The organism is Bacillus sp. AFS098217, from assembly GCF_002551815.1.
Taxonomy (GTDB): Bacteria; Bacillota; Bacilli; order Bacillales; family Bacillaceae_G; genus Bacillus_A.
The window spans coordinates 19,850-42,852 of sequence record NZ_NVPR01000054.1; the positions used below are offsets into that span (position 1 = coordinate 19,850).

Sequence of the window (23,003 nt, forward strand, 5' to 3'; positions counted from 1 at the left end):
CTCAAAACCAGCTTTCAGTATCTACTAAATATTATAGGTATATCATTCATGCATTTTCTCCAAATCATATGATCACATGCCTTATCCCAATAATCCTTTAGCAAATAATCAGGACCTCCAAATTTTTTCTTCCATATTTTCTGTGCATTGGTATATCCACTATCCAAACAGAATTCTTTTATTCCTTTGCCCAATAAGGTAAGAAAAATCGCATTTAAAAGCAAATTTCCTATGCCACGTCTTTGGTAATTTGGGAGTACAAATACAGTTCCCACTTCATACAAATCTTTTAATGCGCCATCTGTGCAAATATTAATGAGTTGACTAGATGGACCAAATTCAATTGTCCCGATAATTTTATTACACTGTTTATCTACAGCTATCAAAAAATATCGATCTTTCCCATTACTATCAAAGTCACATATCAAGTACTGCTTTTTATTTTCAATTTCCTTTTCTATATCGTCAACTAGCTCCGATAAGCCTTCTTTAGCAAATGTATCTATAATGACTGTATGAAATAATTGATGTAACTCTTCATAATCTTCAATGGTTGGTCTTCTTATTTCAACGTTATACACGTATGGCAACTCCTTAATCCTTTAACATTGTATGTGTAATTGTTTTGTGCTATCTATTTCAAAATTACAATCAATATAGATTTTCTCTAAAATATGCAAAATTTCCTCTGCAAACATAAAACTCTTACTATGTACAATATAAAAAGAAACAAAAAAGATTAGGTAGTTGCCCTAATCTTTTTTGTTTCTAGCTCTACAACTATTCAATTGCGCCAGCTACATCATAATGACTTAAATCTAATTCTATCGGCTGGCCTAAAGCAAGTTTTGCAAGTTCAGATCCTAAGTACGGACCAGCGGTTAATCCCGAAGCACCTAGACCATTTGCAACGAGGATCCCTTTGAAATTAGGTAGTGGGCCAATTACAGGTAAGAAGCCTGGTGTGAACGGTCTAAATCCAACTCTTGTCTCCAGCATTGTACTATTTTCTAAACCTGGAGCGATTGACAATGCTTTATCAAACACTTCATGTAAGCCGCCTGCTGTAACTCGGTAATCCAAACCAGTATCATTTTCATGTGTTGCCCCTACAACAATCCGTCCATCTTCAAAAGTTAAAATATATTGATCGTTTGGCGGCATAACAACTGGCCAATTTTCAGTATCCGTATTTGGCATATGTAAATGAACAATTTGTGCTTTTTGGAAAGTTACTAAGAAATTAACGTCCAGCGGTTTTAAAATTTCATTTGCCCAAGCTCCTGCTGTTACAATTACTTGATCTGCTATTACTATTTCACCATTTACTGTAACACCTTTGATATGATTGTTTTCATGAATCAAAACTGCGTTTCCTTTTATAAAAGTAGCACCATGTTTTTTTGCTGCATTTACAAGAGACTGGCGAAGCGCTCGTCCATTTACTCTTGCAGCACCACTTATATGTACGGCACTATATTCTTCAGATAATGGCAGAAATAATTTTTTTGTTTCCTCTTGTGATAAGCGAGTAATTTCACCAATTTCAGGAGCATCCTCACGTCGTTTATATGCTCGCTCTTCCATTTGATCCAACTTTTTTTCGTCCGTATGAAGACTAATGGCACCTACACGGTTATAACCTGTATCTGTTTCGCCATCTGCTTCTAATTGCTGAATTAAAGAAGCGTAATATCGTGCCCCGCCTTTGGCAATTTTGTACCAAGCTTGATTACGCCGCTGTGAAAGCCAAGGACATACAATTCCTGCCGCTGCATCCGTTGCCTGTCCTAAATCTTGACGGTCAATTAATGTAACATGAGCTCCCGCCTTAGCAAGATGATAAGCAGTAGACGCTCCCAGAATTCCAGCTCCAACTACAATATATGATTTCATTTCAAACACCTTTTCTTATTCATTCTTTTATGTTTATTTACTATACAAAAGTTCCAATGCGTTCCCACAATTTCATTCTAATTACTTGTTTCATCATTGTGTATGTTTATTTTTTCTTTCTGCGGAACAAATCAATTGTTTTATACCCTTGTGAAAGGATTTCCACCATTTGTTGTAGACGTTTTTCACGTGTTTTTTGCTGCTTTGCAGAAAATAGATGGCGTGCCCAATCTTTTTGATACCCCGGTGTTAAATTTTGATAAAAGGTAAGTTCATTTGGATAATCCGCTAGTAACGCCTCTACATCTTTAATATTCTCTGCATAATCAGCGACACATTGACTAGCAGCAGGCGTTTTCTTTGCTTTCTTTTTTTCACGTTTTAAACCAACAACAGTGAAAACATCATCCATACTTACCATCCGTGCAAATTTCATATCACTTTTATCTACATATCCATCCTCTTCAACCTTCAATGCTGGGAACATTTCATCCCTGTGAATAAAAGTGTTATAACGCGTATTACCTTTTTTCGGATAAGCGAAAAACAAATACCCTTTCTCAAGTAATAGTTGTTCATTATTAAGTATAAATTGTGTATGCTTGGCCATCTCGTCAATTGTTTCTACGAAAATAAAAATAGCATCATGATCTTTAGAAAGAGTAGTTGCTTGTTCAGTAAAAACATCATAATCGTTTGGTTGATTAATTACTGCCATATTATTGTATTTATTAAGTTTCAATTTATCGATAATTGTCATAGCAGGCTCCTTTTTATATTTGAGTATTCATTGTTAGTTTTATCTTACCTATATTACTATAAAAGAGTATGACCTTGCTGCGCAAACCAAACTATTTAATTCGTTTATCAAATCCTCGTGAACTCATCAGTATTTTCTTTTGTAACATGTATTTTTCATTCTTTTCAGCCTTATCTATGTACATTTGTTTATTTATTAGTTATATTATGGTTATTGAATGATTACGATTATCAATCTAGCGCTTATATCAATACTTGTATTTCTTATATCCATGACAAAACTACAAAATACACGAAAATCCATTTGTCAAATGAATTCCATACGGAAGGAGGTTTGTGGTTTATTCATCGGGATATAATAATCAGTTTTCCTTTTAGATAACTGATAAAAATACAGGAGGCGACAGGATGTTTCGTACGATTTCAAACTTTATGAGAGTAGCTGAGATAAGAAGGAAAATTCTTTTTACACTTGCGATGTTAATTGTTTTTCGAATTGGCACGTTTATACCAGTTCCTCATACTAACGCAGAGGTATTAAAAATACAAGATCAAGCCAATGTTTTAGGTATGTTAAATGTATTTGGCGGAGGAGCATTGAAACACTTCTCGATCTTTGCTGTAGGTATCACACCATATATTACAGCTTCCATCATTGTACAGCTGTTGCAAATGGATGTTGTACCTAAATTTACAGAGTGGGCAAAGCAAGGAGAAATGGGCCGAAAAAAATCAGCTCAGTTTACTCGATACTTTACAATCATTCTCGCATTCATTCAAGCCATTGGAATGTCTATTGGCTTTAACAATATAGCAGGCGGACAATTAATTAAAGATCCTAGTTGGACTACATACTTATTTATTGCTACAGTTCTAACTGCTGGTACTGCATTTTTACTTTGGTTAGGTGAACAAATTACTGCTAACGGCGTCGGTAATGGAGTCTCAATGATTATCTTCGCAGGACTTGTTGCAGGAATGCCAAATGTCGTAAATCAAATTTATTTACAACAATTCCAAAATGCTGGAGATCAACTCTTTATGCATATTGTCAAAATTGTATTAATTGTATTAGTTATTTTAGCAATCGTTGTCGGTGTTATTTATATCCAGCAAGCAGTTCGCAAAATACCTATTCAATATGCGAAAGCTGTTTCAGGGAATAATCAATATCAAGGAGCAAAAAATACACATTTACCTCTTAAAGTAAATAGCGCAGGTGTAATCCCAGTAATCTTTGCTTCTGCTTTTCTAATGACGCCACGCACAATTGCACAGCTATTCCCTGACTCTAATATATCGAAATGGTTGAATACGAATCTGGATTTTGCGCATCCATTCGGAATGACCCTTTATGTTGGGCTCATCATTGCTTTTACATACTTCTACGCATTCGTTCAAGTAAACCCTGAGCAAATGGCAGAAAACTTGAAAAAGCAAAATGGATATGTTCCAGGTATTCGTCCAGGTAAATCGACAGAACAATATGTAACAAAAATTTTGTATCGTTTAACATTTATTGGTGCCATTTTCTTAGGTGCTATCTCGATTTTACCAATCGTATTCACGAAAGTTGCAACTTTACCGCCTTCTGCTCAAATTGGTGGTACAAGCTTACTCATCATTGTCGGGGTGGCATTAGAAACAATGAAAACATTAGAAAGTCAGCTTGTAAAACGTCATTACAAAGGATTTATAAAGAAAGTAAATTAACGCTTTAGACATATAAATTAAACATAATGAAACCCTCTCATTTTATATACGAGAGGGTTTTTATTTGTGAATGAGTAATAATCTAGCGAATCATTTAAAACAGACGTATAGGAGAAAAAAACTTTTGTGGATCTATATAAATACAAATTGAAAAATCGGCATAAAACCTTTCTTTTTAGGTGGGAGAGAGAATCTGGCCATGCATAGAAGCGGTCAGATCCTTTTCCTGTCGCATGCCAAGTGAAAACAAAGAAAGAAAACAAGTGCAGGTCACTTTTTGTTCTGCATAGCCGTGACATATGTACTGGAAAATCAAAATGGATATATATAGTGGTACAAAAAGGCTTCTTTTAATTCTACACCAAACAAATCATACTTATGATTTAGAAATCAATAAGTGTAAATTCATGTTCATTCAAATGCTTCTTATGATATCCTTAGACTATGTTCTACAATTTAATGTAAGGAGTTGAGTGGATATTACTACATTAGAAAATATATATAAAGCTTCTGAATTATTACTCGTTTTATCTACATTTTGCTTTTACATGTATTTACGGAAAATTAAACTAAAAAGAAAACTTACCGTTTTTGAATTTTCAATGTATATCGTATCACAACTTGCATACATTCTTTGGGGAATTAGCTTTATTTCTAAAACATGGGGTTGAAATAAAGTTGTACGGTTTTAAAAAGAATTATACCGTTTATAAAAATGATGATAATACTAAGTCGTTTTTATAAATCAACATTCATAACTTATTTTGAATTAAACTTTTTTCAAAAGTAACAATAAAAAACATACACAACTCAAAAAAGCCCTGTTTAAATAGGGCTTTTTTATTAAATGAATATCTACATGCTTATTGAAAGCTCATTCATAAAACGAATTATATCATCACTTTGAACGGTTTTATCCGCAATTTTATTTACTTGTACTATGTCACAGTTTTTACAAGAGTGAACAATTTGATATCCTTTTTTAGAATGATATTTTAATTGAACAGGTTCCATCATTCCTTTGCATTTCGATTGTCTATCCCCAGGCATTTTATCATCTAAATGCTTAGAATATAAACAAAACGGACAATGATTCCGGTAACTCCCATTACTAAGTGGAAACACATTTTTATTACAATGCTCGCATACAAATCCTTTATTTTCATTAATTCTACTCACGCTTCCATACCTCCTAGATTTTAAATCACATCTAGGGAGGATGGGTTCCGTTTCCTCTTCCCGTTCTTTACGGTTTTCAGGCTTGATTAAGCTAGTGACACATTCACCGTCATTCCTCTTGGGTTAACGATTACTTCTGTTTCCATCTTCATTATGACATATTTCATCCATAAATCCGGACCACGACTAGTTTTATTATTTTGTACTAGCCACTGTAAGACGGGATTACTCCCACCTTCCAACAGTATGTGTAATCTTTATCGCACTGACATTGGCGTCGTCCCCAATTAAACGTGAGCAATATGTTTCTTGAATATAATAATTCTCCTTTCTATTTATTAAATTTTCACCCAAAAACTGTCGTGGCAGTTAAGGGCATATATAATTATAACATATAAAACTTTTAATTTAGTGTATTTTCTGTCTTTTTCATAACCGCATTTTCTCTATAAGCATGCTTTATATTTAAAAGGATCCTGTGAAACATTAGCGTCAAACATTCGTTCAAAAGTACCTATTTCCTGTTGTGAGAGATTCGATGAATATAGAAATTCCTTTATTGACATAAAAAGCACTTCTTCCGTTTTTACGGGCATGTTGATTGGATTAAAAAAACTTCAAAGTGTATCGCTACATGTCCTAAAACAACAAAAAATAGTTAATATCTCTCCATATTAACTATTTTTTCAGATTGTATTGGTGTAATATCTTTTCTAACATTTCACAAGTAACTGGCTGTGCCCCAGCTGTTAGTTGATATCCAATGCGACCGTTCGGTTCTGCTGTTGCTTGTTGTAATGTTTTAATATCGTGAATTCCTTGTTGTCTTAAATGCATAAATAGTTGCTGTTCTGTCATTTTAGCACGAATTAAATTCCTTTTTAAAAGCTTTCCATTTTCAACAACAATGATGCTATTACCGTTTAAAAATTGTTCCATCTTTCGCGATTTCAATTCTAAAAAATGAATGATAATTAAAATGCTTGAAAATATAAAAGCTACCAGAATAGACGAACCTATCTTTCTGCTTAGTACAGGTTCTACAATAATGCGTCCAATAGAGACAACGACAATAATCTCAGCTCTTGTCATCTGGCTAATAGATTTACTTCCCGTCAACTTTAAAACAAGAATCCCCGTAAGGATTAGAAGTATGCTTTCAAAAAGAATATTCATCAACAATCCATTCCTTTAATGGTAATTTATGAATAGCATTAATCACATTCTTTATTGTTTACATAGTACATAAAACCAAAACCAAGTATATACTAGATTTACCTAGCATGTACTTAGCTTTGGTTATCCTTCAATCCTTATTACTCCTCAACTCTTTACTAGATTTTTTCAAATTTCATGAAGTGTTTTTTAATTTATGCCTTCTGTCCTACTCCACAAACAAAAGAAGCGGATGTTCCCTTTTCCAATTTTCAAGAATAACATAGGGAACCTTCCTCTTCTTTTCACTTAAATAATTTGGTGAACTTATTAGTAACCACACTTGTTAGACTACCTATAACAGCACTTCCGATTATATCGAATGGGTAATGATGTCCTACCCAAATACGTGAAAAACCTGTCAAAATTGCTAATAACCACATAATAGAGCCAATGAAGCGTTGGTAAAATAAAACGGATGTCGCTACAGCAAAAGCTAGAGCAGTATGTTTACTTGGAAATGAAGAATTATTCTTCGACGGGATAAGCAAACGAACGCGATGGAAAATAAAAGGGCGAGGTTTAAAATAAAAAAGTTGGATAATACGGTTTATAAACAACGTGACTCCTGCTGAAATTCCTGCATACAAGATGATTTTTTTGTAGAAATTGTTTCTAAACCACATAAATATTAATATGACTAGGTACAGATATCGAGTCTTGTTTGAAAGAAAAACCATTACCGTATCCATAGTAGCTCCTCTTCCTGCAAGACGATTAATAACTTTAAACAATATATAATTCATTACAGATGTTCTCCTTTATTTCTGAAATAATACATAAATAGCATTCCCTCCTTAAAGAAATTCCATGTGAGATTTTCTATGTTATGCACTTTTTTAAGTCCCTTAATCAATAAGAAATGGAAAACAATTTATGACTGGATTGTCGGGACGGCCGTTGTTCGCTAACAAATTTAAAAGGGCCCCCACAATCTATAAACCATACCTCCAACAAAGAACACTAAACCTAAAACTAATACTATAAAAACAAGGATTGATTTTTTATTATCTTCCATGAAATTTACCTCCTGAAAAATTGTTGATTCTGTATAAATTTCCCCACCATAAAAACCTTTAGTCATAATTATGGCTAAAGGTTTTTATCATCATACTTATGCAATAAAAATGTTGAATTTTATTTATTTCCTTAACTTGATGGCTATAATCGGACAGAGTAACCATTTTTATCTGTCTCTGGTGAACCAAGTATCCTTATACTATACTCATCGATATATTGTTTGTTCCAGAGAATACTTGAGATAGTCGAGTTAAGTGCCTTTTCGGACAGGAAGTTGTGCTGTATTATGGAAGATATGTACCGTTCTGTTTTTAATCGGGAGTTTGGTTACTTCCAATCTGCTAAAAAGAAAGGTGTTATGTGTTAATAAGGGAATTGTCCCAATAGAGAATATGGCACAGACAAGAATTTGAAAAATTTTCAGGGTACGAAAGTTGAGTAACTTAGTTTAGATAACTTTTTCAACAAATTTCTAATTTAAGGAGTACTGGGTATGAGAGAACGCATTATAAGAGCTTTTATTGAAGAGATTCATGATAAAGGCATGAAGTTTACAATGGATGATTTAGCGAAACGCATTGGTGTAAACAAACGATACCTTTATCAACATTTTTCTTCAAAAGTTGAAATTTTAGAATTAATCATTGATCAATCGTTATCGGAATTTGATGAACAAACAGAACAAATTATGAATAATACATCTTTAAGCCTGATTGAAAAAATCAGACAGATTTGTACTGTATTACCCAATTTTGAATTTTACGACTTCAAAGTGTTGGAACAAATGAAGCGCTATTACCCTGAGCAATGGAAAAAAGTGAATGACGCTTTGAGCGAGTGGGAAGCTCTGCGCTTGTTACTCGAAGAAGGTATGCAGCAAGGTGAACTCATTGAAATCAATCCAACACTCGCTGTAAAGTTGATCATAGATGCTACAAATTCTGTCTTTGATCAACGTTTTTATATGGAAAATAATATGACCTTACCAGAAGCACTCTCATCTATCGTAGACGTATTATTGTTCGGCTTAGTCAAAAATAAATCATAATAATGGTCTAATTTAAAAAACGGGTAAAGGAACGTTTGCTACACCCGTTTTTTTGTCTTTATAGGGCCTTCTTGCCTTCTGTATTATCCTGAAAAACGATAGATCCATCAACTATTGGGTTTTTTATGTTTGAATATTCTGAATTTTAATCGCATAAAATTAAGAAGCAATCGCATATGACGCAAGGTCGGATAATGGCGCTGTGTATCATAAATCACAAATATTTAGGCAAAGTATACGGCTGTGATAAGCGAATGCCGCTCCTAATTTTGCATTATTTCAAATTGATCTCATGGTTCATTTTGTAATTCTTTTTCAAAAATTCTGGGCAATCCCATTCACAAACAAGATCTTTAGCCAAGGAAACGACCCAATCCTTTGTAATATGATATTTTTCTCTATCAACAGTAATAAACACTTCACCATCTGTCACATAGAAAACTTCCTGCTCTTCTACATGCCAAGTTCCTTTGTTAGGTTCGCCTACCCACGCTTCCCAAGTGTCAACACCTAATTGTTGTGCTTCTTCTGCTGTAAGTTTTTTCGCAAAAAACATGATAATCATCTCTCTTTCTTATAGGTAATTTTGAAAGAATAGGTTCTATAAACGTACTGTCTTAACATTCGTATCTTTTAAACGTTTGAACTCTTTTTTCATAAAGTATATGGCAATGAGAACGCCTGGGATTTCTGCAGCAGGACCTGCGTACCATATACCTTCTACACCCCAAGATTTCGGGAAAATAAATAAAAATGGGAACAAGAACAACAGCATTTTGCTAACATTAATAAACGTTGCGGTCCAGTTTCTCTCTTGGGATTCAAAATAACCGGATATAAGCAAGCTGACTGCATTAAGCATAAACAAAGAGTTGAATACAACTGTCGACCAAATACCGAGTTTCTGCAATTCAGGATTACCGCCGGAAAAAAATGATACAATCGGATTTGCAAAAATGATTAGTAAAGCTGTCGCAATCAAAAAGAAAGCAACCGTAAAAATGAGTCCAATCTTAATTGCTTGTTTAACACGATCAAGATTGCCCGCACCGTAATTATAACTAATGATCGGTTGAAGTCCGGTCATCCCACCGAGCGCTGCTAAGGCGAGCAGATTTGTAATATAACCGTTTTGAATTGTGAAAGCAGCAACGTGCAGCCCACCACCGTAGCTTTGCAGTAAGTTGTTGAAGAAAATAATGGCAAAAAACATCATGAACTGACTCGAAAAAGATGCAAAGCCTGTCCAAGCCACCTCACCAATTGTCTTGAGATTAATCATCATATCTTTTATTTTTGGCTTAAGCTTTGTTTTACCAAACCAAAAATAAAGGATTAGTAAAACAGGAATCGATTGTGAAATTGTATTCGCCCACGAAGAACCCATCATCCCCATGTCATATTTCACTACCATAATCCATTCTGTAATTCCGGCAACAGCCGCTGCAATTAACCAACTGTTCATTGATAATACAGGTTTTTCATCGATATTGGTAAAAATACTTAGTACAACCGCCAATATCGTTATTGGCAATGAAATCCACAATAGCCGGCTGTATTGCACCGCATATGGAAGTGCCTCCTGACTTGCTCCGAATAAAGTCATGATTTGATTTTCAAAGACCAATCCAAGTACGGCTAGTAAAATTGAGAAGAAAAGAGTAAACCATAAAGTTTGCCCCATAATACTCCTGCCTTCTTCAATTTCCCCTTTTCCAAGTCGAAGTGAAATGACCGCTCCGGCTCCTATACCAAAGAGAACTCCAAGCATACGGGTAATAACCATGATCGTAAACCCAATTCCAATCCCTTCGACTTCCAACTCCTGAAAACCGCTGACGAAATAGCCATCGACAACCGATACCACTCCAAGAATCGCATTAGCCATAATCCCCGCCAAAGCAAACCGGAAATATAGTAAAGGAATACTTTTGGTTCCAAGTGCTGAATCATTTACTGGCTTATTCATCATTTCTGCTTTTTCTTTCTTCGGTGAGGGACGGTTTCCTACTATTTCCATACGCATACCCTCCTAAAAATAATTTAGACAGCAAGTTAAGCCAAATTAATTCGCATACCAACCGACAGGCTTGGCATGCTGGTGGATGTTGATTTGCTTCATTTCCATAAAGTGCTCCAGCCCAGTAACACCTAACGCTCTGCCAATTCCACTTTGCTTATATCCTCCCCAAGGCCCTTCAACATAAGCGAGGTGATAACTATTAATCCAAGTAATGCCCGCACGCAATTTACTAATGACACGTTTCGCTCGATCCATATCTTCAATAAATACAGCACCAGCTAATCCATAAATGGAATCATTGGCTTTTTGGATGGCATCTTCTTCACCTTTAAATTTCTCTACAACAAGGACTGGACCAAAAATCTCTTCCTTAACAATACGCATATTCGCGTTAACATCAGCAAAGATCGTTGGTGCAATAAAAAATCCTCGATCAAGCCCATTTTCTGTCAAACGCTTTACGAGCCGCCTTGATTGCCACCTTCGCATCTTCTTCTGATCCATCAGCAGACGTTGCGATCACCTCTGTAGTCGCAGGATTAATAATATTTCTTCTAGCACCGGATAATGCTTCTACCCATTTCCCGTCAATGAACATGTTAATTTTCACAAAAATCTCTCCTTTATGCAAAAATATCATGCAGTTTGAAACCAATATGTGCTAGATTTACAAGCATAGTTTTCTGATTATGGAACGGGAATGATTTTAGGCGTTCCTTTTCAAATCGATATCCGCCTGCATTCCCCGTAACAATCCATTGTGCCAATAACTTTCCAAACAATGTCGAGAGAGAAGCGCCGTGGCCCGTATAACCTGTTGCGAAATATGCGCCTTCTTTGGATCGGCCGATAACCGGAAATGTATCAATTGTAACCCCTATAAATCCACCCCAACGATATTCAATTTTGCTTCCTGCCAGTTTCGGCATCAAGTTTACCATCGCATCGTAAACTTTTTGATACACGCCATCACCTAAGTTTGGACGAATATCGCCACCGCCAAATACGATTCGATTATCTGGTGTACGACGGAAATAGTAAAGAAAACTACTCGTATCAAAAACCATGCGATCTTTAGGAATGACAGTATTCAACAATGACTCTGGAAGCGGTTCAGTTGCAATAATACGTGCCGAAATTGGCAGTACGCCTTTGTTCAGTTCATTTATGATTTTTCCAGAGTAACCATCTGTCGCCACAATAATGTCTTTCGCAATAACAGAACCTTTTTCTGTTTTAACTTTCACACTATTTCGGCCGTACTCGATGGATAATACTTTAGAATGCTCAAAGATCCTAGCACCGATCGATTTAGCTGCTTCTCCCAAACCAATTGCATAATTCAGTGGATGGAATGAATAACTTAAGTCATCTACTAAGCAACCATGATAAACCGGAGAATCAATTTCTTGATGCAATTGACTTCGATCGAGCACTCTTGATTCGTACCCGAAATTTTCATTTAAGTATGCGCTTTCAAGTTTCAATTCTTCAAAATGCTTGGCTTTGTAAGCCACTACAATGTGACCTGTATTTCTAAAATCACAGTTAATTTGATGTTCATCAATAATGTTTTTTACCAGTTCAATACCAAATAAGGAGAGATCGTTTAGCTGTCTAGCCTCGTCGGGACCATACTTTTTGGCAAGCTGCTGCATCGTTGGCTTATAGCCTGGCAATACCATCCCACCGTTACGACCGCTGGCGCCGTATCCGATCGTTTCTTGCTCTAGGACAATGACATTCTTGCCTAATTTTTGCAAATGATAAGCAGAGGAAAGACCTGTGAAACCAGCGCCAATAATAATAACATCCGTCTCTTCATTTCCTTCTAGAGTTTTTCCTTTCTCATAGCTATTTGCAGTCGCTGACCATAGAGAAAGTGTATTCATTTGATTCATCTTATCACTTCCTTCTTCCTGTTTATTTGAAAGAAACATTTTAGTGGAGAATACTGAATACAAAGGTGCACAAAATTTTTTTTACTACTTGATTTGCAGGGATCTTCTCTTTAGAAATCAAGCGGTATAACTCTTGTAACTAAAAATGTTATTATAGTTACAAGTTAATTATACTGAATATACTGAATTTTTCAACTGTTTTTCTCCTTGTTTTTGGACTAATACTTTGGCAATTTCTAATGTAAACTGATTCACAGGAAGACCTCATTTATTGGGATTTAATTCCATTAAATGAAGTCTTCCTTTTTGCGTATTTATTTAGCAACATATTATTAGTTTTAAACTAAAATTATGAAAGAAAAAGTATAAAATTCTATATTTGATATACAGAATCTTATACTTTATTTAGCATGATACATCACTTTTCCTGAAGAACATTCTCTTCAAAATATTTACCCCAATCAGGTTGTCTCCCATCAATATCTTTAAATCCGTATTCTCTTGCTAATTCCCATGAACTAAGTGCTTTCCCTGTTTTATTATGAACATTCGGATCACTTGCTAAAGTAGCGATTGCTCTTCCAACAAAGAAAGGTGTTTCAGATGCAATAAAATGAGGATCTTTTTTTACACCTTCTTGCCAGTTTTCTTCTGTTACGCCAAATAAATCTAACATTGCTTCCGAACGAAGGAAACCAGGACTTACGGCAACTGCAGTAATATTATGCTGCTCTAAATCTTTTGCCATTGCTTCTGCTAAATGGATGGTTGAGATTTTTGCTAAACTATAGTATAGGTTACCACGGTACTGATAATCGACACCGTCTGTAATTTCAATAATAAGTCCTTTCTTATTATTCACCATTAGCGGTACACCGTAATAGCTCGTCATCATATGTGATTGAACAGCACGCTGTTGCATAAGTAATCCATTATGTAAGTTGTGTTCCCAAAATGGTTTTCCCCATTCAGTAAGCGGATCGCCGCCCCAAACATCATTCACTAAAATATCAAGTTTTCCGTTTTGTTCATCTTGAATTCTTGTAAATAACGCTTTAATATCTTCCTCTACTGTATGATCCACACGAACAGCAATGCCTTCTCCTCCTTGTTTTGTAACAAGGTCTGCTGTTTCTTCAATCGTTTCTGTTCTTCCCATTGATGATAAATTGCCCTTTGTACTTCTTCCTGTTACATATACAGTTGCTCCCGCTTCACCAAGCATCATCGCAATACCTCTTCCTGCACCGCGTGTTGCCCCCGCTACGACTGCAACTTTTCCTTGTAATGGTTTCATATAAAGCTCTCCTTAATTTTCATTTTCTAATTTAACTAATTTAGGTACATGCTCTCGATCATACTTTTTTGTATATTTCTTTCCATCTGGAGTAACAAATTGTAGCGTAAATTCACCACAAACACCACTGTAAAAATTGAACTCACCTTGTGAATTCGAAATAGCGCGTTCTTCATTTGCGACTAAGTCTTCATAAATTTTAACATTCGATACAGGAAGGCTGTTATGATCTACAATAATTGACTGTATTTGAACAGCAACCGTTTTACATTCTTCACTTTCTTTGTTATATATAACAATTGCTAGTGCTACAATTCCCACAATAATACATATTAACAAGGCTATTATTTTTTTCTTCATAATAAACCTCCTAAAGTATTAGTCTTTTTTAAAATGGAAATCTACACGATTCACTTGTCTCATTTCCTCAATTACTTTATGAATTCCTACCTCGATTTTATCTTCTTTCACATTTGATACGTTGAGTTTTAAAAGTTTGTCCTTACGGAAAAAAGATAAATAATTTTTATCAATAGATTCTATATATATCTGATTTTGTCGTAAGTTCTTAATAAGCGTATCCGTAACTATACTTTTTTGTAATGATAAGCACGTATGGATTCCTATTTCGTTTCTTGCTCTATATGTAAACAAATGTTGATTTTCTTCATAAGCTTTTTCCAATGCCCCCGATAACATCTTAGATCTAGCATAGTAAGACAATCGAATTTTTTGTTTATGTCGTTCAAACATCCCGCTTTTTATATAGATTTCTAAAGCAGCTTGGGAAATCATTGAACTATCAATATCTAATAGTTTTTTATATTTATGAAACGCCTCTGCAATAGAAGAAGGAATAACTGCCACGCCTACACGTAATCCTGGAAAAATAATTTTTGAATAGCTTTTTAAATAGATTACATGGGAAGAATGATCGTAACGATACAGAGGATCTATCTTTGGATTTTGTTCTAAATCTGCTAAATAGTCATCTTCTACTATAAATACATTGTATTTCTTTGCGAGAGAAATAATCTTTTCGTTTTCATTTTTAGAATAGGAAGTGCCAAGCGGATGATGAAATCTTGGAATTGTATAAAAGAACTTAATTTTTTCCGTCCGGAATATTCTTTCTAACTCATTTAAGTCAATACCTTCAGTAGTGCGTTCTATACCAATTACAGGAATGTTGTTTGTTTCTAGATATTCAATAAATAGATGATAACTTGGCTGTTCAATGAGTACTGTTTCATTTTGATTCGGAAATGGTATAGAGGTTAATATAACTAGTGCTTGTTGAACTCCTGATGTAATAAAAATATTTTCTTCTTTTGTGAAGACTTGATAATTTGCTAGTTGCTTTTGCACAACTGCAATTAAAGATGGTAATCCTTTAGGTGTACCGTATATAAATAAATCATTCTTGTACGTGTCAATTGCCTTATTGATACAGTGCTGAAAATCTAAGTATGGAAATACATCTGGATCTGGAGCTGATGAAGCGAAATCAATTTTTTCTGTTTCATTTTCTTCATAATTCCCCATTTTCTTCACAACATAATATCCACTTTGGGGTACGGAATAAATAATATGACGCTTCTCTAATTCATGGAGCGCACGTATAATGGTTGCTTTGTTGCACTGATATTGCGATACCAGTGAACGTATAGACGGTAATTTCTTTCCTTCTTTTATCTCTCCTTTTTGAATCATGGTTTCTAACTCATTTAATACATTTAAATATTTATACATGATTACACCTCCACATTCATTTTGTACCGGTACAGTTTATATTTGTTCACATTGTAGCACTGACTTAGAAAGATTACCATGTACATATACTGGCCAGTAACAAATTAACTATATGAGGTGGTATTATGAAAAACACAACAAAAGCATATACAGCCGCATTACTATATGCATTTATTATCGGCTTTTCATTTATGTTTGTGAAATTAGCATTAACTGTTACAACTCCGATTGATATACTTGCCCATCGTTTCACGGTTGCTTTCTTAATAGCAACTATCCCGGTTCTTTTCGGGTTTATAAAATTAAATATTTCATTCAAAAACATACTTACACTTTTACCATTAGCGATATTTTACCCGGCATTGTTCTTTGCTTTCCAAGCATTTGGTTTAGTATATACAAGTTCATCTGAAGCAGGGATTATACAAGCTGCCATTCCTATATTTACAATGATTTTAGCGTCCTACTTCTTAAGGGAGTCTGCAAATACATGGCAAAAAATATCTGTACTCATTTCTGTAATTGGTGTCATTTATATATTTGTAATGAACGGTATGGAAACGCATGAAACTAGCTTTCTTGGTATTATTCTTATTCTGTTATCTGCATTATCATCTGCTTGCTATAATGTATTAGCTCGAAAAATGACAAAGAAATTTAAATTAATTGACTTAACTTATATGATGACAGCAATTGGTTTTCTCAGTTTCAATTTTATGGCCATCATTGAACATATAAATAAAGGGACACTTAGCTTATACTTTACACCATTTACAAATGAAAGATTTCTTATATCTATTTTATATTTAGGCGTATTATCTTCCTTGCTAACTGCATTTTTATTAAACTATTCATTAACTTATATCGAAGCAGCTAAAATGAGTGTTTTCAGCAACCTATCCACACTTATCACGATTATCGCAGGGGTTTTATTCTTGCACGAACAAATTGCATATTATCATATCCTTGGCGGAATTCTAATTGTTCTTGGTGTAATAGGTACGAATTTTGGGAGTAAAAAAGGAGTTTCTACTAAAGAAAAGAATACCTCTATTAGTAAATAAAAAAGTGAGGGATATATGGTGCAACAATCAAATACTATTGATATCAGTAAATGTGTTTTGTAGAAAAAGAACTCGAGTTACTCGAGCAAATATAAGTAAATAACAATCTACTATCTAATCCATGAAAAGCTGTAAAGTTATTTAAAAGACAATAAAAGAGCGAAGGAATTACCTCTGTTCTTATAGAGTTTTAATATACTAGGAGGAATTATAATGGTTGAATTAAAACCTATGAGTCAAGAAAATTTTCAACAGTATATTATGAAAGCTATTGATAACTATGCAAAAGAAAAGATCACTTCTGGAAATTGGAATGAAGATGAAGCAATCGACCTATCCAGAAAAACATTTACCGAACTGTTACCACAAGGTGAAAAGTCTGAGTTTAATTACTTATTTTCTATTTTTCACGACCAAAACATAGTTGGTATGATCTGGATTGCTCAAAAATCACCTATAAATCATGATGAAGGCTATATTTATGATTTTATTATCTTTGAGCAATACCAAGGGCTAGGATATGGCAAGAAAGCGATGAAAGAAATCGAAATTCTTGCTAAAGAATTAGGAATGAAAAAAATTTCTCTTCACGTTTTTGGCCATAACACAATTGCACGTGAATTATATGAAAAGTTAGGTTATGAAATTACGAATATAACGATGGTAAAATCAATTTAAAAAGCTATTGTATTACTTCATATAGAATGGATGGATCTCTTTGTACAGTCTCATCCTGAAAGGAATTAAACCTTTTTATAAAAATTAAAAGCGTGTTTTAAGAAATCTTTTTTTCAAAACACGCTCTTTTTCATTTTTATGTTATTAGTAATAATTTCATCAAACTTTCAAACTAAGATTTGAATTATTCCATACAAATAAATTAAGGACAACATATTACTGCTGGAGTTAGTATAGTCATATAGACGCAACTTAGTTAAGTCCTTACAATGGATTTCAAGGAGGAAGTGTCCGTATGACAAACAAGAAATTTAATGAAGAGTTTAAAAAAATGGAGGTTGCATTATATCGTTCGGGACAACCTGTAAAAGCATTAAGCAGCGAGTATGGCGTATCAGAAGTAACCATTTATGAATAGATTAAAACATATTTTTCAGTGGCCTCATTTGTTTCAAAGTCTTTTTTGTTTATATAGTCTATGTAAAACAAACAGATATTTAAAATTCTCTATCTCATAAATTGAAATCTAGTTTTTTTGATTACTACCTTCTTCATACATATAAATGGCGTTGCCTCCTTGTATTAATACGACTACGCGGTCATTCTTTTTGTATTCAATCATTGCACCTTCTTCTTTTTGTATTTTCCATCCAGCTAACCAAAGTCCTGCTTTATAATCAAAAGATAAACCGTTCGAAAAACATGTCCCTCTGTATTCAAAATCCTTATGTTCTTTCTGTTGTATATATTCCGCACGAGCAGGAACTGGGAACCCATTTATCTTTGATTCAGTTGTTCGATTATAAAAAAACAAAAATCCGATTGTAACTACTATTGATATTGTGTATAACCATTTCCGCTTCATTATATTTAGCAACCCCTTTAATCCGCTTTTTTGAACAAATTGAAAATTTATCCTTCACTCCCATCCGTCTTCATTATATTATAATTTTTCATTATAAAAACATTGAGAGAAAAGGGAATTTTCACGAAATTAAAGAAGGTATTAGTTGGTTCCGCATTGTCACTTGGTCTGATACTTAGTCAAATGTCACCTACAAGTGCGGAAGAAAAAAATCGGTTCTGGTGCGAAAATCCCAAAATTCTTGTAAATAATCTTTTAAACTTGAACATACTGATACTATTACTCTAAAGAAGATGTCCTTCTTCATATATTTGCACCAGAACCCAAAATTTCAGGTTCCTCATTTAACAGATCTGCCAAAAATAAAAGTTGTGGAAAAGGCTCTAAAATTAAATCTTTGTTAAAATCCTCTTTCAATAAAGCTAGTCCGTTTTGATCTAAATACTCGTTTAATGTAGTTTGATGACTACAAATTAGTTCAATATCTTTAGGTGAAAGTAGTAATAGCCCATGCGTTTCAGAGGATGGTTTCGGTTTAGTTTCGGAAAATGAAAGATACATAACTGGTAAAGATTTATCTGGGCTTCCAATAATTAAAATGGGTGCTATTTCATCAACAACTTGTATTTTGTTATATTGCCCATGACATTTCTCTTTATAATATGTAATCGGTGAACTTTTAGGTGTAATAATCATAGAGGCTTCTTCATATACTTCACGTTTAGCTGTTTCTAAGCTGGTTTCATCCCCTTCTCTATGTCCACATAGCCTTACTACACTAATCTATCTCCTCTTTTCGTTGGACCAACTTGAAAAACAAATAAATTTTTGTATAAAACATATGCTCCCGATGTCCGTACATTTTTGTTTATATCCAACATTCTTCTCCCTCCAAAGTAAATAAATACAATTTTGTATAGAAAGATATGAATCTTTTGTAATTAGTTTACCATAATTTTATTATGAAGATTTAATATCCTTTGCAATCCAATTTACAGCATCCAAAAGATTATCCGCTATATATTGAGGAACTATTCCTTGCCACGCGCTTCTATATTTTGTTAAGGAGCTTTCTCCCCATCCTGTTTTCACTAAAATCTTTTTTGCTCCTGCCTTCTCCGCAGCAATCATATCTGAACTCCCCGTATCTCCAACCACATAGCATTCCCTCAAACTCAAATTATGTTCCTGTGCAGCTTTTAAAAGTAATCCAATATTGGGTTTTTGACATTCACAGCTATCACTAGGCTTATGTGGGCAATAATACATACCATATATACATGCAGATTGTTTTTTTAATGATTGTTCCATCATTTTAAATCCTATTAACAGTTCTTTTTCAGTAAAATATCCTCTTCCGATTCTAGTTTGATTTGTAAACAGGAACACTTTTATTCTTAAAGTATTTAAAATTCGAATTGCTTTTGGGGTAAAATCATATAGAGTAAATTCATATGGATGCATTCCTCCTCCGGTACCTCCAATTGTACCATCACGATCTAAAAAGACAGCTTTCACTTTTTACTCCCCCAATTATTAACAAGTTTATATAATTTAAAATCAATCAAAGTAGGTATTTACGATTTCTTGAAGAATTTTATATTTATCAATTACAGATCGGTATAAAGATTATCTTCACTATAAATCTATGAAAAGGTGGTTAGCTACAATTGTGACAGTGAATAAAGAAACAGAATTACATTCTACTTTGAAAGTTGAAAGTAGATTACCCGCTTCCTACACGATTTTTATTTTTGCTTTACTTTACTCATTTCTAGACTCGGTGATTCTTTGTATACCTTTGCTCTGCCTTGGATTGCTTATCATCTAACAGGATCCGCAGTCATTATGAGTTCACTTTTTGCTATTAATTGTATTACTTACTTTCTACGTTACATTTGACAATGGTTATTAAGCAGAAAAAAAGCACTATACATGTGCTTTTTTCTGCTTAATCTTTCATTTTTTAATCGGATAACAAACTTCTGTAACCCACTTATTAGGATCCGCTTCTATCGCTGGACTGACATGATATATATTAAACATAGGCCCTGCTAACTCATACCCTTCAGATTCAATCCATTTTGCAGCAGCTTCATTTACTGCTGTCATTTGTTCGTAACTTCCACTTACTGTAATGGAAGCTATTAAAGATGAATCCACATTTTTAAACGCAACGTTTTTTGTACTTTCATATTCCCCTACTACATTCATTTGTATTTCTACATCTACATCTTTTTCCTTATACTCTTTGTCATGAAATACAGCCAAACTATAACTTGGATTAGCTATATTTACATTTTCCAATCTTATTTCTTGCATTAGTATATTCCATAACTCACCTTCACAATTATAAGATGGAATCACTTTCCGAACGCTCGCCACTTTTCTCTCTGGAATCTTTTTTATAGCAACATGGTAACTCATCTCAACAACATCCTCTCTCATTGTTTTTATTGAGTCTTCGAGGAGGCGTAACTGTTTTTGAAGATTATTCATTTCTTCTTTTATTTGAGAATTACGAATAAAGAAATGTTCTTTTATAGATTCTAAGTTTTCATTACTATCTAATATTTCTTTAATAGCTGCTATGCTAAATCCCATTGCTTTTAAATTTTGAATTTGATTTACTTTCTTTAATTGTGCAGCCGAATAATAACGGTAGCCCGTTTGAATATCAATTTTTTCTGGATTTAGTAGTTCCATCTTATCGTAATGTCTCAACATTCGAACACTAATTGAAGAAAGTTTCGAAAAATCTCCTATTCTAAACATTAGTTCCTCCTATATGTTACTGTTATTTCGAAGCTCAAATATAGTTTAAACAATGACATAATGTGAGAGTCAATTGACACTTATAAAAAATATTTCCCAGTACAAATATTATGTGTAATTGGACATGTAACAGTAATTATTTTTATCTACAATTCTTTTTACTATGTTATAATTATATAATAACATAGTAATATGGATACGTTTAACAAACGAATCATGAATATGATATCCGTTTCCAATCAAAGACGACTCAAAATGGATTCTTTCATTACATATAACATCTCTTATTATTTTATCGACATAGCAAGTTGCATTACCATTCGTATTGGGATATCATCTGTATTTGCGATAATGTATCCTGGTGCCCACCATTATCCTATGTTACCGAACGTTTTCGAGGTATTTCAAACCATGTTATTAGCATTGATTTAATTATATTTTACCCTAAAGCAATATATAACAATTTAAAGAGATTTAGGGTACCCTTTTGAAACAATTCTTAGAACCCTTAATATAAAGGATTCTAAGAATTGTCTGAACTTGAATTTAGTATTTTAAAATCTATAGAAAACATTTCTTTTTTCGGTAGAATTAAATGACTCTCTTTCAAGTTTTCCTTTAAATCATGGGCATATAAAATATTATCGCCGTTTTCAGTAAAACTTCCTGGCGATAGAGAATATAGGTAATGACCTAACAATTTAGTTCTGAATACTTTCGAAGATTTTGGATACTTATATTCTTTCAATAAATTAAAATTTTTATCATATTCTACAATATGACCTTCAACAAAAGTTACATAGTATTTATCTTCATATGCATGCACTCCAACTGTATTAGAATAAGGTAGCTCGATGTATCTTGTAGTTAGAGTACTCTTGTTAAAAATACTGAGTTTTTTTCAGAACTAAAGATGATTTCATCATTAGTTTCAATAAAATTTTCAGGTGAACCAAAAGTCTCAAAACTATATTCTTTCAATTCCCCCGTATCAATATTAACTGTATAGAGAAGACTTTTCTGCTCATGGGTAAAATCATTAAAAACGTAAGCTGTGCGCTTTGATTGATCATAATCGATTTGTGCAATATAACCTACTAATTTAATCTGGTGATTAATATTGGTACCTTTAATAAGTAAAGTAGAGTCTTTCAGATCATCATTTAAACCTTTAATTACTATATTATCATCTTCGTAAATTGCAGAAACTCCGGATTTTTCTTTTTCTCGTGCCAATTCAACTTTATTCTTTTGATCAATAAAAGCACGATTACCATTGGTAACGGAAGATAAAACAAATTTATCTTTATTTTTTATAGTATCAAATTAATAATAATTTTTTTAAACAGGAAATTTAAATTGAAAAAGAAATCAATGTAAAGTGAAATACTAATAATGAACATCCTGCCTGCTAATTTTATTCTGAAGAGATTATATTATAGGATACAAAGATAGGTATTATAACGATCTTTACACTATCTGATTTGAAACATGGTAAGCTAAGATTCCGTTAGTGTATCCGTCTTGAATCGTAGACAAATAAGTTTTTCTTATTATTACCGTAAACTAGATAGATGATATCTGTAAGAAGCACCTTTCCAGTTGAAATTTCTTCAATCCTAACATTTTCCTTTCGTACAAAAAACACCCTATAGAATANNTATTCTATAGGGTGTTTTTTTATATTACTGTTAACTCTTATTTAACTCTCGCATATACTTCTTGGAATGTTTTATATTCTTCTTTAGTTGCTGACACCAGAGTTCCTTCTATAACCGTTTCCCTTTCCCATCATGTTCAATAAATGTTAATGTATTT

At 33.5% G+C, this 23,003-nt stretch carries 21 protein-coding genes and 4 pseudogenes; 6 read left to right on the plus strand and 19 right to left on the minus strand.

The annotated features are described in order from the left end of the window. Positions 1 to 14: 14 nt before the first annotated feature. The 3 genes from COO03_RS14885 to COO03_RS14895 form a co-directional block, all read right to left on the minus strand. Positions 15 to 581, minus strand: coding sequence for a GNAT family N-acetyltransferase (locus COO03_RS14885; protein ID WP_097897906.1), 567 nt, complete (start codon positions 579 to 581; stop codon positions 15 to 17). 199 nt (positions 582 to 780) lie between these two features. Then, on the minus strand, positions 781 to 1,896 hold the full coding sequence (locus tag COO03_RS14890) for an NAD(P)/FAD-dependent oxidoreductase (protein ID WP_097897907.1): 1,116 nt from the start codon (positions 1,894 to 1,896) through the stop codon (positions 781 to 783). A 106-nt stretch (positions 1,897 to 2,002) separates the two neighbouring features. Continuing rightward, a complete protein-coding gene (locus COO03_RS14895) occupies positions 2,003 to 2,656 on the minus strand; it encodes a YdeI/OmpD-associated family protein (RefSeq protein WP_097897908.1) in 654 nt (217 codons plus the stop codon). A 407-nt stretch (positions 2,657 to 3,063) separates the two neighbouring features. On the opposite strand from COO03_RS14895, the gene secY reads away from it, so the two are divergent. After that, positions 3,064 to 4,368 (plus strand): preprotein translocase subunit SecY, encoded by a 1,305-nt coding sequence (secY, locus tag COO03_RS14900; RefSeq protein ID WP_097897909.1) that lies wholly within the window; start codon positions 3,064 to 3,066, stop codon positions 4,366 to 4,368. 855 nt (positions 4,369 to 5,223) lie between these two features. Here the strand turns inward: secY and COO03_RS14910 are convergent. The 3 genes from COO03_RS14910 to COO03_RS14920 all read right to left on the minus strand — a co-directional run bounded on the left by COO03_RS14910 (position 5,224) and on the right by COO03_RS14920 (position 7,508). After that, on the minus strand, positions 5,224 to 5,547 hold the full coding sequence (locus tag COO03_RS14910; RefSeq protein WP_170958214.1) for an RNHCP domain-containing protein: 324 nt from the start codon (positions 5,545 to 5,547) through the stop codon (positions 5,224 to 5,226). 678 nt (positions 5,548 to 6,225) lie between these two features. Then, the gene (locus tag COO03_RS14915; protein WP_097897911.1) at positions 6,226 to 6,723 is read right to left on the minus strand and encodes a DUF421 domain-containing protein; all 498 of its coding nucleotides are present in this window, start codon (positions 6,721 to 6,723) and stop codon (positions 6,226 to 6,228) included. A 284-nt stretch (positions 6,724 to 7,007) separates the two neighbouring features. Beyond that, positions 7,008 to 7,508 carry an undecaprenyl-diphosphatase gene (locus tag COO03_RS14920; protein ID WP_097897912.1) on the minus strand — a complete coding sequence of 167 codons (501 nt, stop codon included), beginning with the start codon at positions 7,506 to 7,508 and terminating at the stop codon, positions 7,008 to 7,010. A 767-nt stretch (positions 7,509 to 8,275) separates the two neighbouring features. On the opposite strand from COO03_RS14920, the gene COO03_RS14930 reads away from it, so the two are divergent. Then, positions 8,276 to 8,830: a TetR/AcrR family transcriptional regulator gene (locus tag COO03_RS14930; RefSeq protein ID WP_097897914.1), complete on the plus strand. Its 555-nt coding sequence runs from the start codon at positions 8,276 to 8,278 to the stop codon at positions 8,828 to 8,830. A gap of 274 nt (positions 8,831 to 9,104) precedes the next feature. On the opposite strand, the gene COO03_RS14935 is transcribed toward COO03_RS14930, so the two are convergent. The 8 genes and pseudogenes from COO03_RS14935 to COO03_RS14965 form a co-directional block, all read right to left on the minus strand. Next, positions 9,105 to 9,386: a cupin domain-containing protein gene (locus tag COO03_RS14935; RefSeq protein ID WP_097897915.1), complete on the minus strand. Its 282-nt coding sequence runs from the start codon at positions 9,384 to 9,386 to the stop codon at positions 9,105 to 9,107. A 45-nt stretch (positions 9,387 to 9,431) separates the two neighbouring features. Beyond that, positions 9,432 to 10,850 (minus strand): MATE family efflux transporter, encoded by a 1,419-nt coding sequence (locus tag COO03_RS14940; RefSeq protein WP_097897916.1) that lies wholly within the window; start codon positions 10,848 to 10,850, stop codon positions 9,432 to 9,434. Between the two features lie 45 nt (positions 10,851 to 10,895). Next, positions 10,896 to 11,312 (minus strand): annotated as a pseudogene (locus COO03_RS14945) (aldehyde dehydrogenase family protein); the annotation flags it as partial. After that, the gene (locus tag COO03_RS26525) at positions 11,287 to 11,493 is read right to left on the minus strand and encodes an aldehyde dehydrogenase family protein (protein ID WP_306620453.1); all 207 of its coding nucleotides are present in this window, start codon (positions 11,491 to 11,493) and stop codon (positions 11,287 to 11,289) included. The pseudogene COO03_RS14945 and the gene COO03_RS26525, both read right to left, overlap by 26 nt. Then, the gene (locus tag COO03_RS14950; protein WP_097897917.1) at positions 11,477 to 12,793 is read right to left on the minus strand and encodes an NAD(P)/FAD-dependent oxidoreductase; all 1,317 of its coding nucleotides are present in this window, start codon (positions 12,791 to 12,793) and stop codon (positions 11,477 to 11,479) included. Before COO03_RS14950 ends, COO03_RS26525 begins: the two co-directional genes overlap by 17 nt. 379 nt (positions 12,794 to 13,172) lie before the next feature. Continuing rightward, positions 13,173 to 14,051, minus strand: a complete 879-nt coding sequence (locus tag COO03_RS14955; protein ID WP_097897918.1) for an SDR family oxidoreductase — start codon at positions 14,049 to 14,051, stop codon at positions 13,173 to 13,175. Between the two features lie 12 nt (positions 14,052 to 14,063). Further along, on the minus strand, positions 14,064 to 14,411 hold the full coding sequence (locus tag COO03_RS14960; RefSeq protein ID WP_097897919.1) for a lipase chaperone: 348 nt from the start codon (positions 14,409 to 14,411) through the stop codon (positions 14,064 to 14,066). 18 nt (positions 14,412 to 14,429) lie between these two features. Continuing rightward, positions 14,430 to 15,803 carry an aminotransferase-like domain-containing protein gene (locus COO03_RS14965; protein WP_097897920.1) on the minus strand — a complete coding sequence of 458 codons (1,374 nt, stop codon included), beginning with the start codon at positions 15,801 to 15,803 and terminating at the stop codon, positions 14,430 to 14,432. A gap of 125 nt (positions 15,804 to 15,928) precedes the next feature. Here COO03_RS14965 and COO03_RS14970 point away from each other — a divergent pair, with 125 nt between their 5' ends. From COO03_RS14970 to COO03_RS14980, 3 genes and pseudogenes are all read left to right on the plus strand, one after another. Then, positions 15,929 to 16,867 carry a DMT family transporter gene (locus COO03_RS14970; RefSeq protein WP_097897921.1) on the plus strand — a complete coding sequence of 313 codons (939 nt, stop codon included), beginning with the start codon at positions 15,929 to 15,931 and terminating at the stop codon, positions 16,865 to 16,867. Between the two features lie 213 nt (positions 16,868 to 17,080). Beyond that, positions 17,081 to 17,545 (plus strand): GNAT family N-acetyltransferase, encoded by a 465-nt coding sequence (locus COO03_RS14975; protein ID WP_097897922.1) that lies wholly within the window; start codon positions 17,081 to 17,083, stop codon positions 17,543 to 17,545. A 295-nt stretch (positions 17,546 to 17,840) separates the two neighbouring features. After that, positions 17,841 to 17,960 (plus strand): annotated as a pseudogene (locus tag COO03_RS14980) (IS3-like element ISBce13 family transposase); the annotation flags it as partial. 111 nt (positions 17,961 to 18,071) lie between these two features. Here COO03_RS14980 and COO03_RS14985 read toward each other — a convergent pair. The 3 genes and pseudogenes from COO03_RS14985 to COO03_RS14995 all read right to left on the minus strand — a co-directional run bounded on the left by COO03_RS14985 (position 18,072) and on the right by COO03_RS14995 (position 19,928). Beyond that, positions 18,072 to 18,410 carry a hypothetical protein gene (locus COO03_RS14985; RefSeq protein WP_097897923.1) on the minus strand — a complete coding sequence of 113 codons (339 nt, stop codon included), beginning with the start codon at positions 18,408 to 18,410 and terminating at the stop codon, positions 18,072 to 18,074. Between the two features lie 303 nt (positions 18,411 to 18,713). Further along, positions 18,714 to 19,291 (minus strand): annotated as a pseudogene (locus COO03_RS14990) (NUDIX hydrolase). Positions 19,292 to 19,370: 79 nt separating this feature from the next. Further along, positions 19,371 to 19,928 (minus strand): HAD-IIIA family hydrolase, encoded by a 558-nt coding sequence (locus COO03_RS14995; protein ID WP_097897924.1) that lies wholly within the window; start codon positions 19,926 to 19,928, stop codon positions 19,371 to 19,373. Between the two features lie 234 nt (positions 19,929 to 20,162). Here COO03_RS14995 and COO03_RS28150 point away from each other — a divergent pair. Then, positions 20,163 to 20,300 (plus strand): annotated as a pseudogene (locus tag COO03_RS28150) (MFS transporter); the annotation flags it as partial. A gap of 69 nt (positions 20,301 to 20,369) precedes the next feature. Here the strand turns inward: COO03_RS28150 and COO03_RS15005 are convergent. Both COO03_RS15005 and COO03_RS15015 read right to left on the minus strand, forming a co-directional pair. Then, the gene (locus COO03_RS15005) at positions 20,370 to 21,185 is read right to left on the minus strand and encodes a MerR family transcriptional regulator (protein ID WP_097897925.1); all 816 of its coding nucleotides are present in this window, start codon (positions 21,183 to 21,185) and stop codon (positions 20,370 to 20,372) included. Between the two features lie 867 nt (positions 21,186 to 22,052). Continuing rightward, positions 22,053 to 22,421, minus strand: coding sequence for a hypothetical protein (locus COO03_RS15015; protein WP_097897927.1), 369 nt, complete (start codon positions 22,419 to 22,421; stop codon positions 22,053 to 22,055). Positions 22,422 to 23,003 lie beyond the last annotated feature (582 nt).

Bases quoted from the DNA above. Each gene is read 5' to 3' on its own strand.
- COO03_RS14890 (WP_097897907.1), bottom strand. From the start codon at position 1,896: ATGAAATCATATATTGTAGTTGGAGCTGGAATTCTGGGAGCGTCTACT.
- COO03_RS14895 (WP_097897908.1), bottom strand. From the start codon at position 2,656: ATGACAATTATCGATAAATTGAAACTTAATAAATACAATAATATGGCA.
- secY (WP_097897909.1), top strand. From the start codon at position 3,064: ATGTTTCGTACGATTTCAAACTTTATGAGAGTAGCTGAGATAAGAAGG.
- COO03_RS14915 (WP_097897911.1), bottom strand. From the start codon at position 6,723: ATGAATATTCTTTTTGAAAGCATACTTCTAATCCTTACGGGGATTCTT.
- COO03_RS14920 (WP_097897912.1), bottom strand. From the start codon at position 7,508: ATGAATTATATATTGTTTAAAGTTATTAATCGTCTTGCAGGAAGAGGA.
- COO03_RS14930 (WP_097897914.1), top strand. From the start codon at position 8,276: ATGAGAGAACGCATTATAAGAGCTTTTATTGAAGAGATTCATGATAAA.
- COO03_RS14935 (WP_097897915.1), bottom strand. From the start codon at position 9,386: ATGTTTTTTGCGAAAAAACTTACAGCAGAAGAAGCACAACAATTAGGT.
- COO03_RS14940 (WP_097897916.1), bottom strand. From the start codon at position 10,850: ATGGAAATAGTAGGAAACCGTCCCTCACCGAAGAAAGAAAAAGCAGAA.
- COO03_RS26525 (WP_306620453.1), bottom strand. From the start codon at position 11,493: ATGATATTTTTGCATAAAGGAGAGATTTTTGTGAAAATTAACATGTTC.
- COO03_RS14950 (WP_097897917.1), bottom strand. From the start codon at position 12,793: ATGTTTCTTTCAAATAAACAGGAAGAAGGAAGTGATAAGATGAATCAA.
- COO03_RS14955 (WP_097897918.1), bottom strand. From the start codon at position 14,051: ATGAAACCATTACAAGGAAAAGTTGCAGTCGTAGCGGGGGCAACACGC.
- COO03_RS14960 (WP_097897919.1), bottom strand. From the start codon at position 14,411: ATGAAGAAAAAAATAATAGCCTTGTTAATATGTATTATTGTGGGAATT.
- COO03_RS14965 (WP_097897920.1), bottom strand. From the start codon at position 15,803: ATGTATAAATATTTAAATGTATTAAATGAGTTAGAAACCATGATTCAA.
- COO03_RS14970 (WP_097897921.1), top strand. From the start codon at position 15,929: ATGAAAAACACAACAAAAGCATATACAGCCGCATTACTATATGCATTT.
- COO03_RS14975 (WP_097897922.1), top strand. From the start codon at position 17,081: ATGGTTGAATTAAAACCTATGAGTCAAGAAAATTTTCAACAGTATATT.
- COO03_RS14985 (WP_097897923.1), bottom strand. From the start codon at position 18,410: ATGAAGCGGAAATGGTTATACACAATATCAATAGTAGTTACAATCGGA.
- COO03_RS15005 (WP_097897925.1), bottom strand. From the start codon at position 21,185: ATGTTTAGAATAGGAGATTTTTCGAAACTTTCTTCAATTAGTGTTCGA.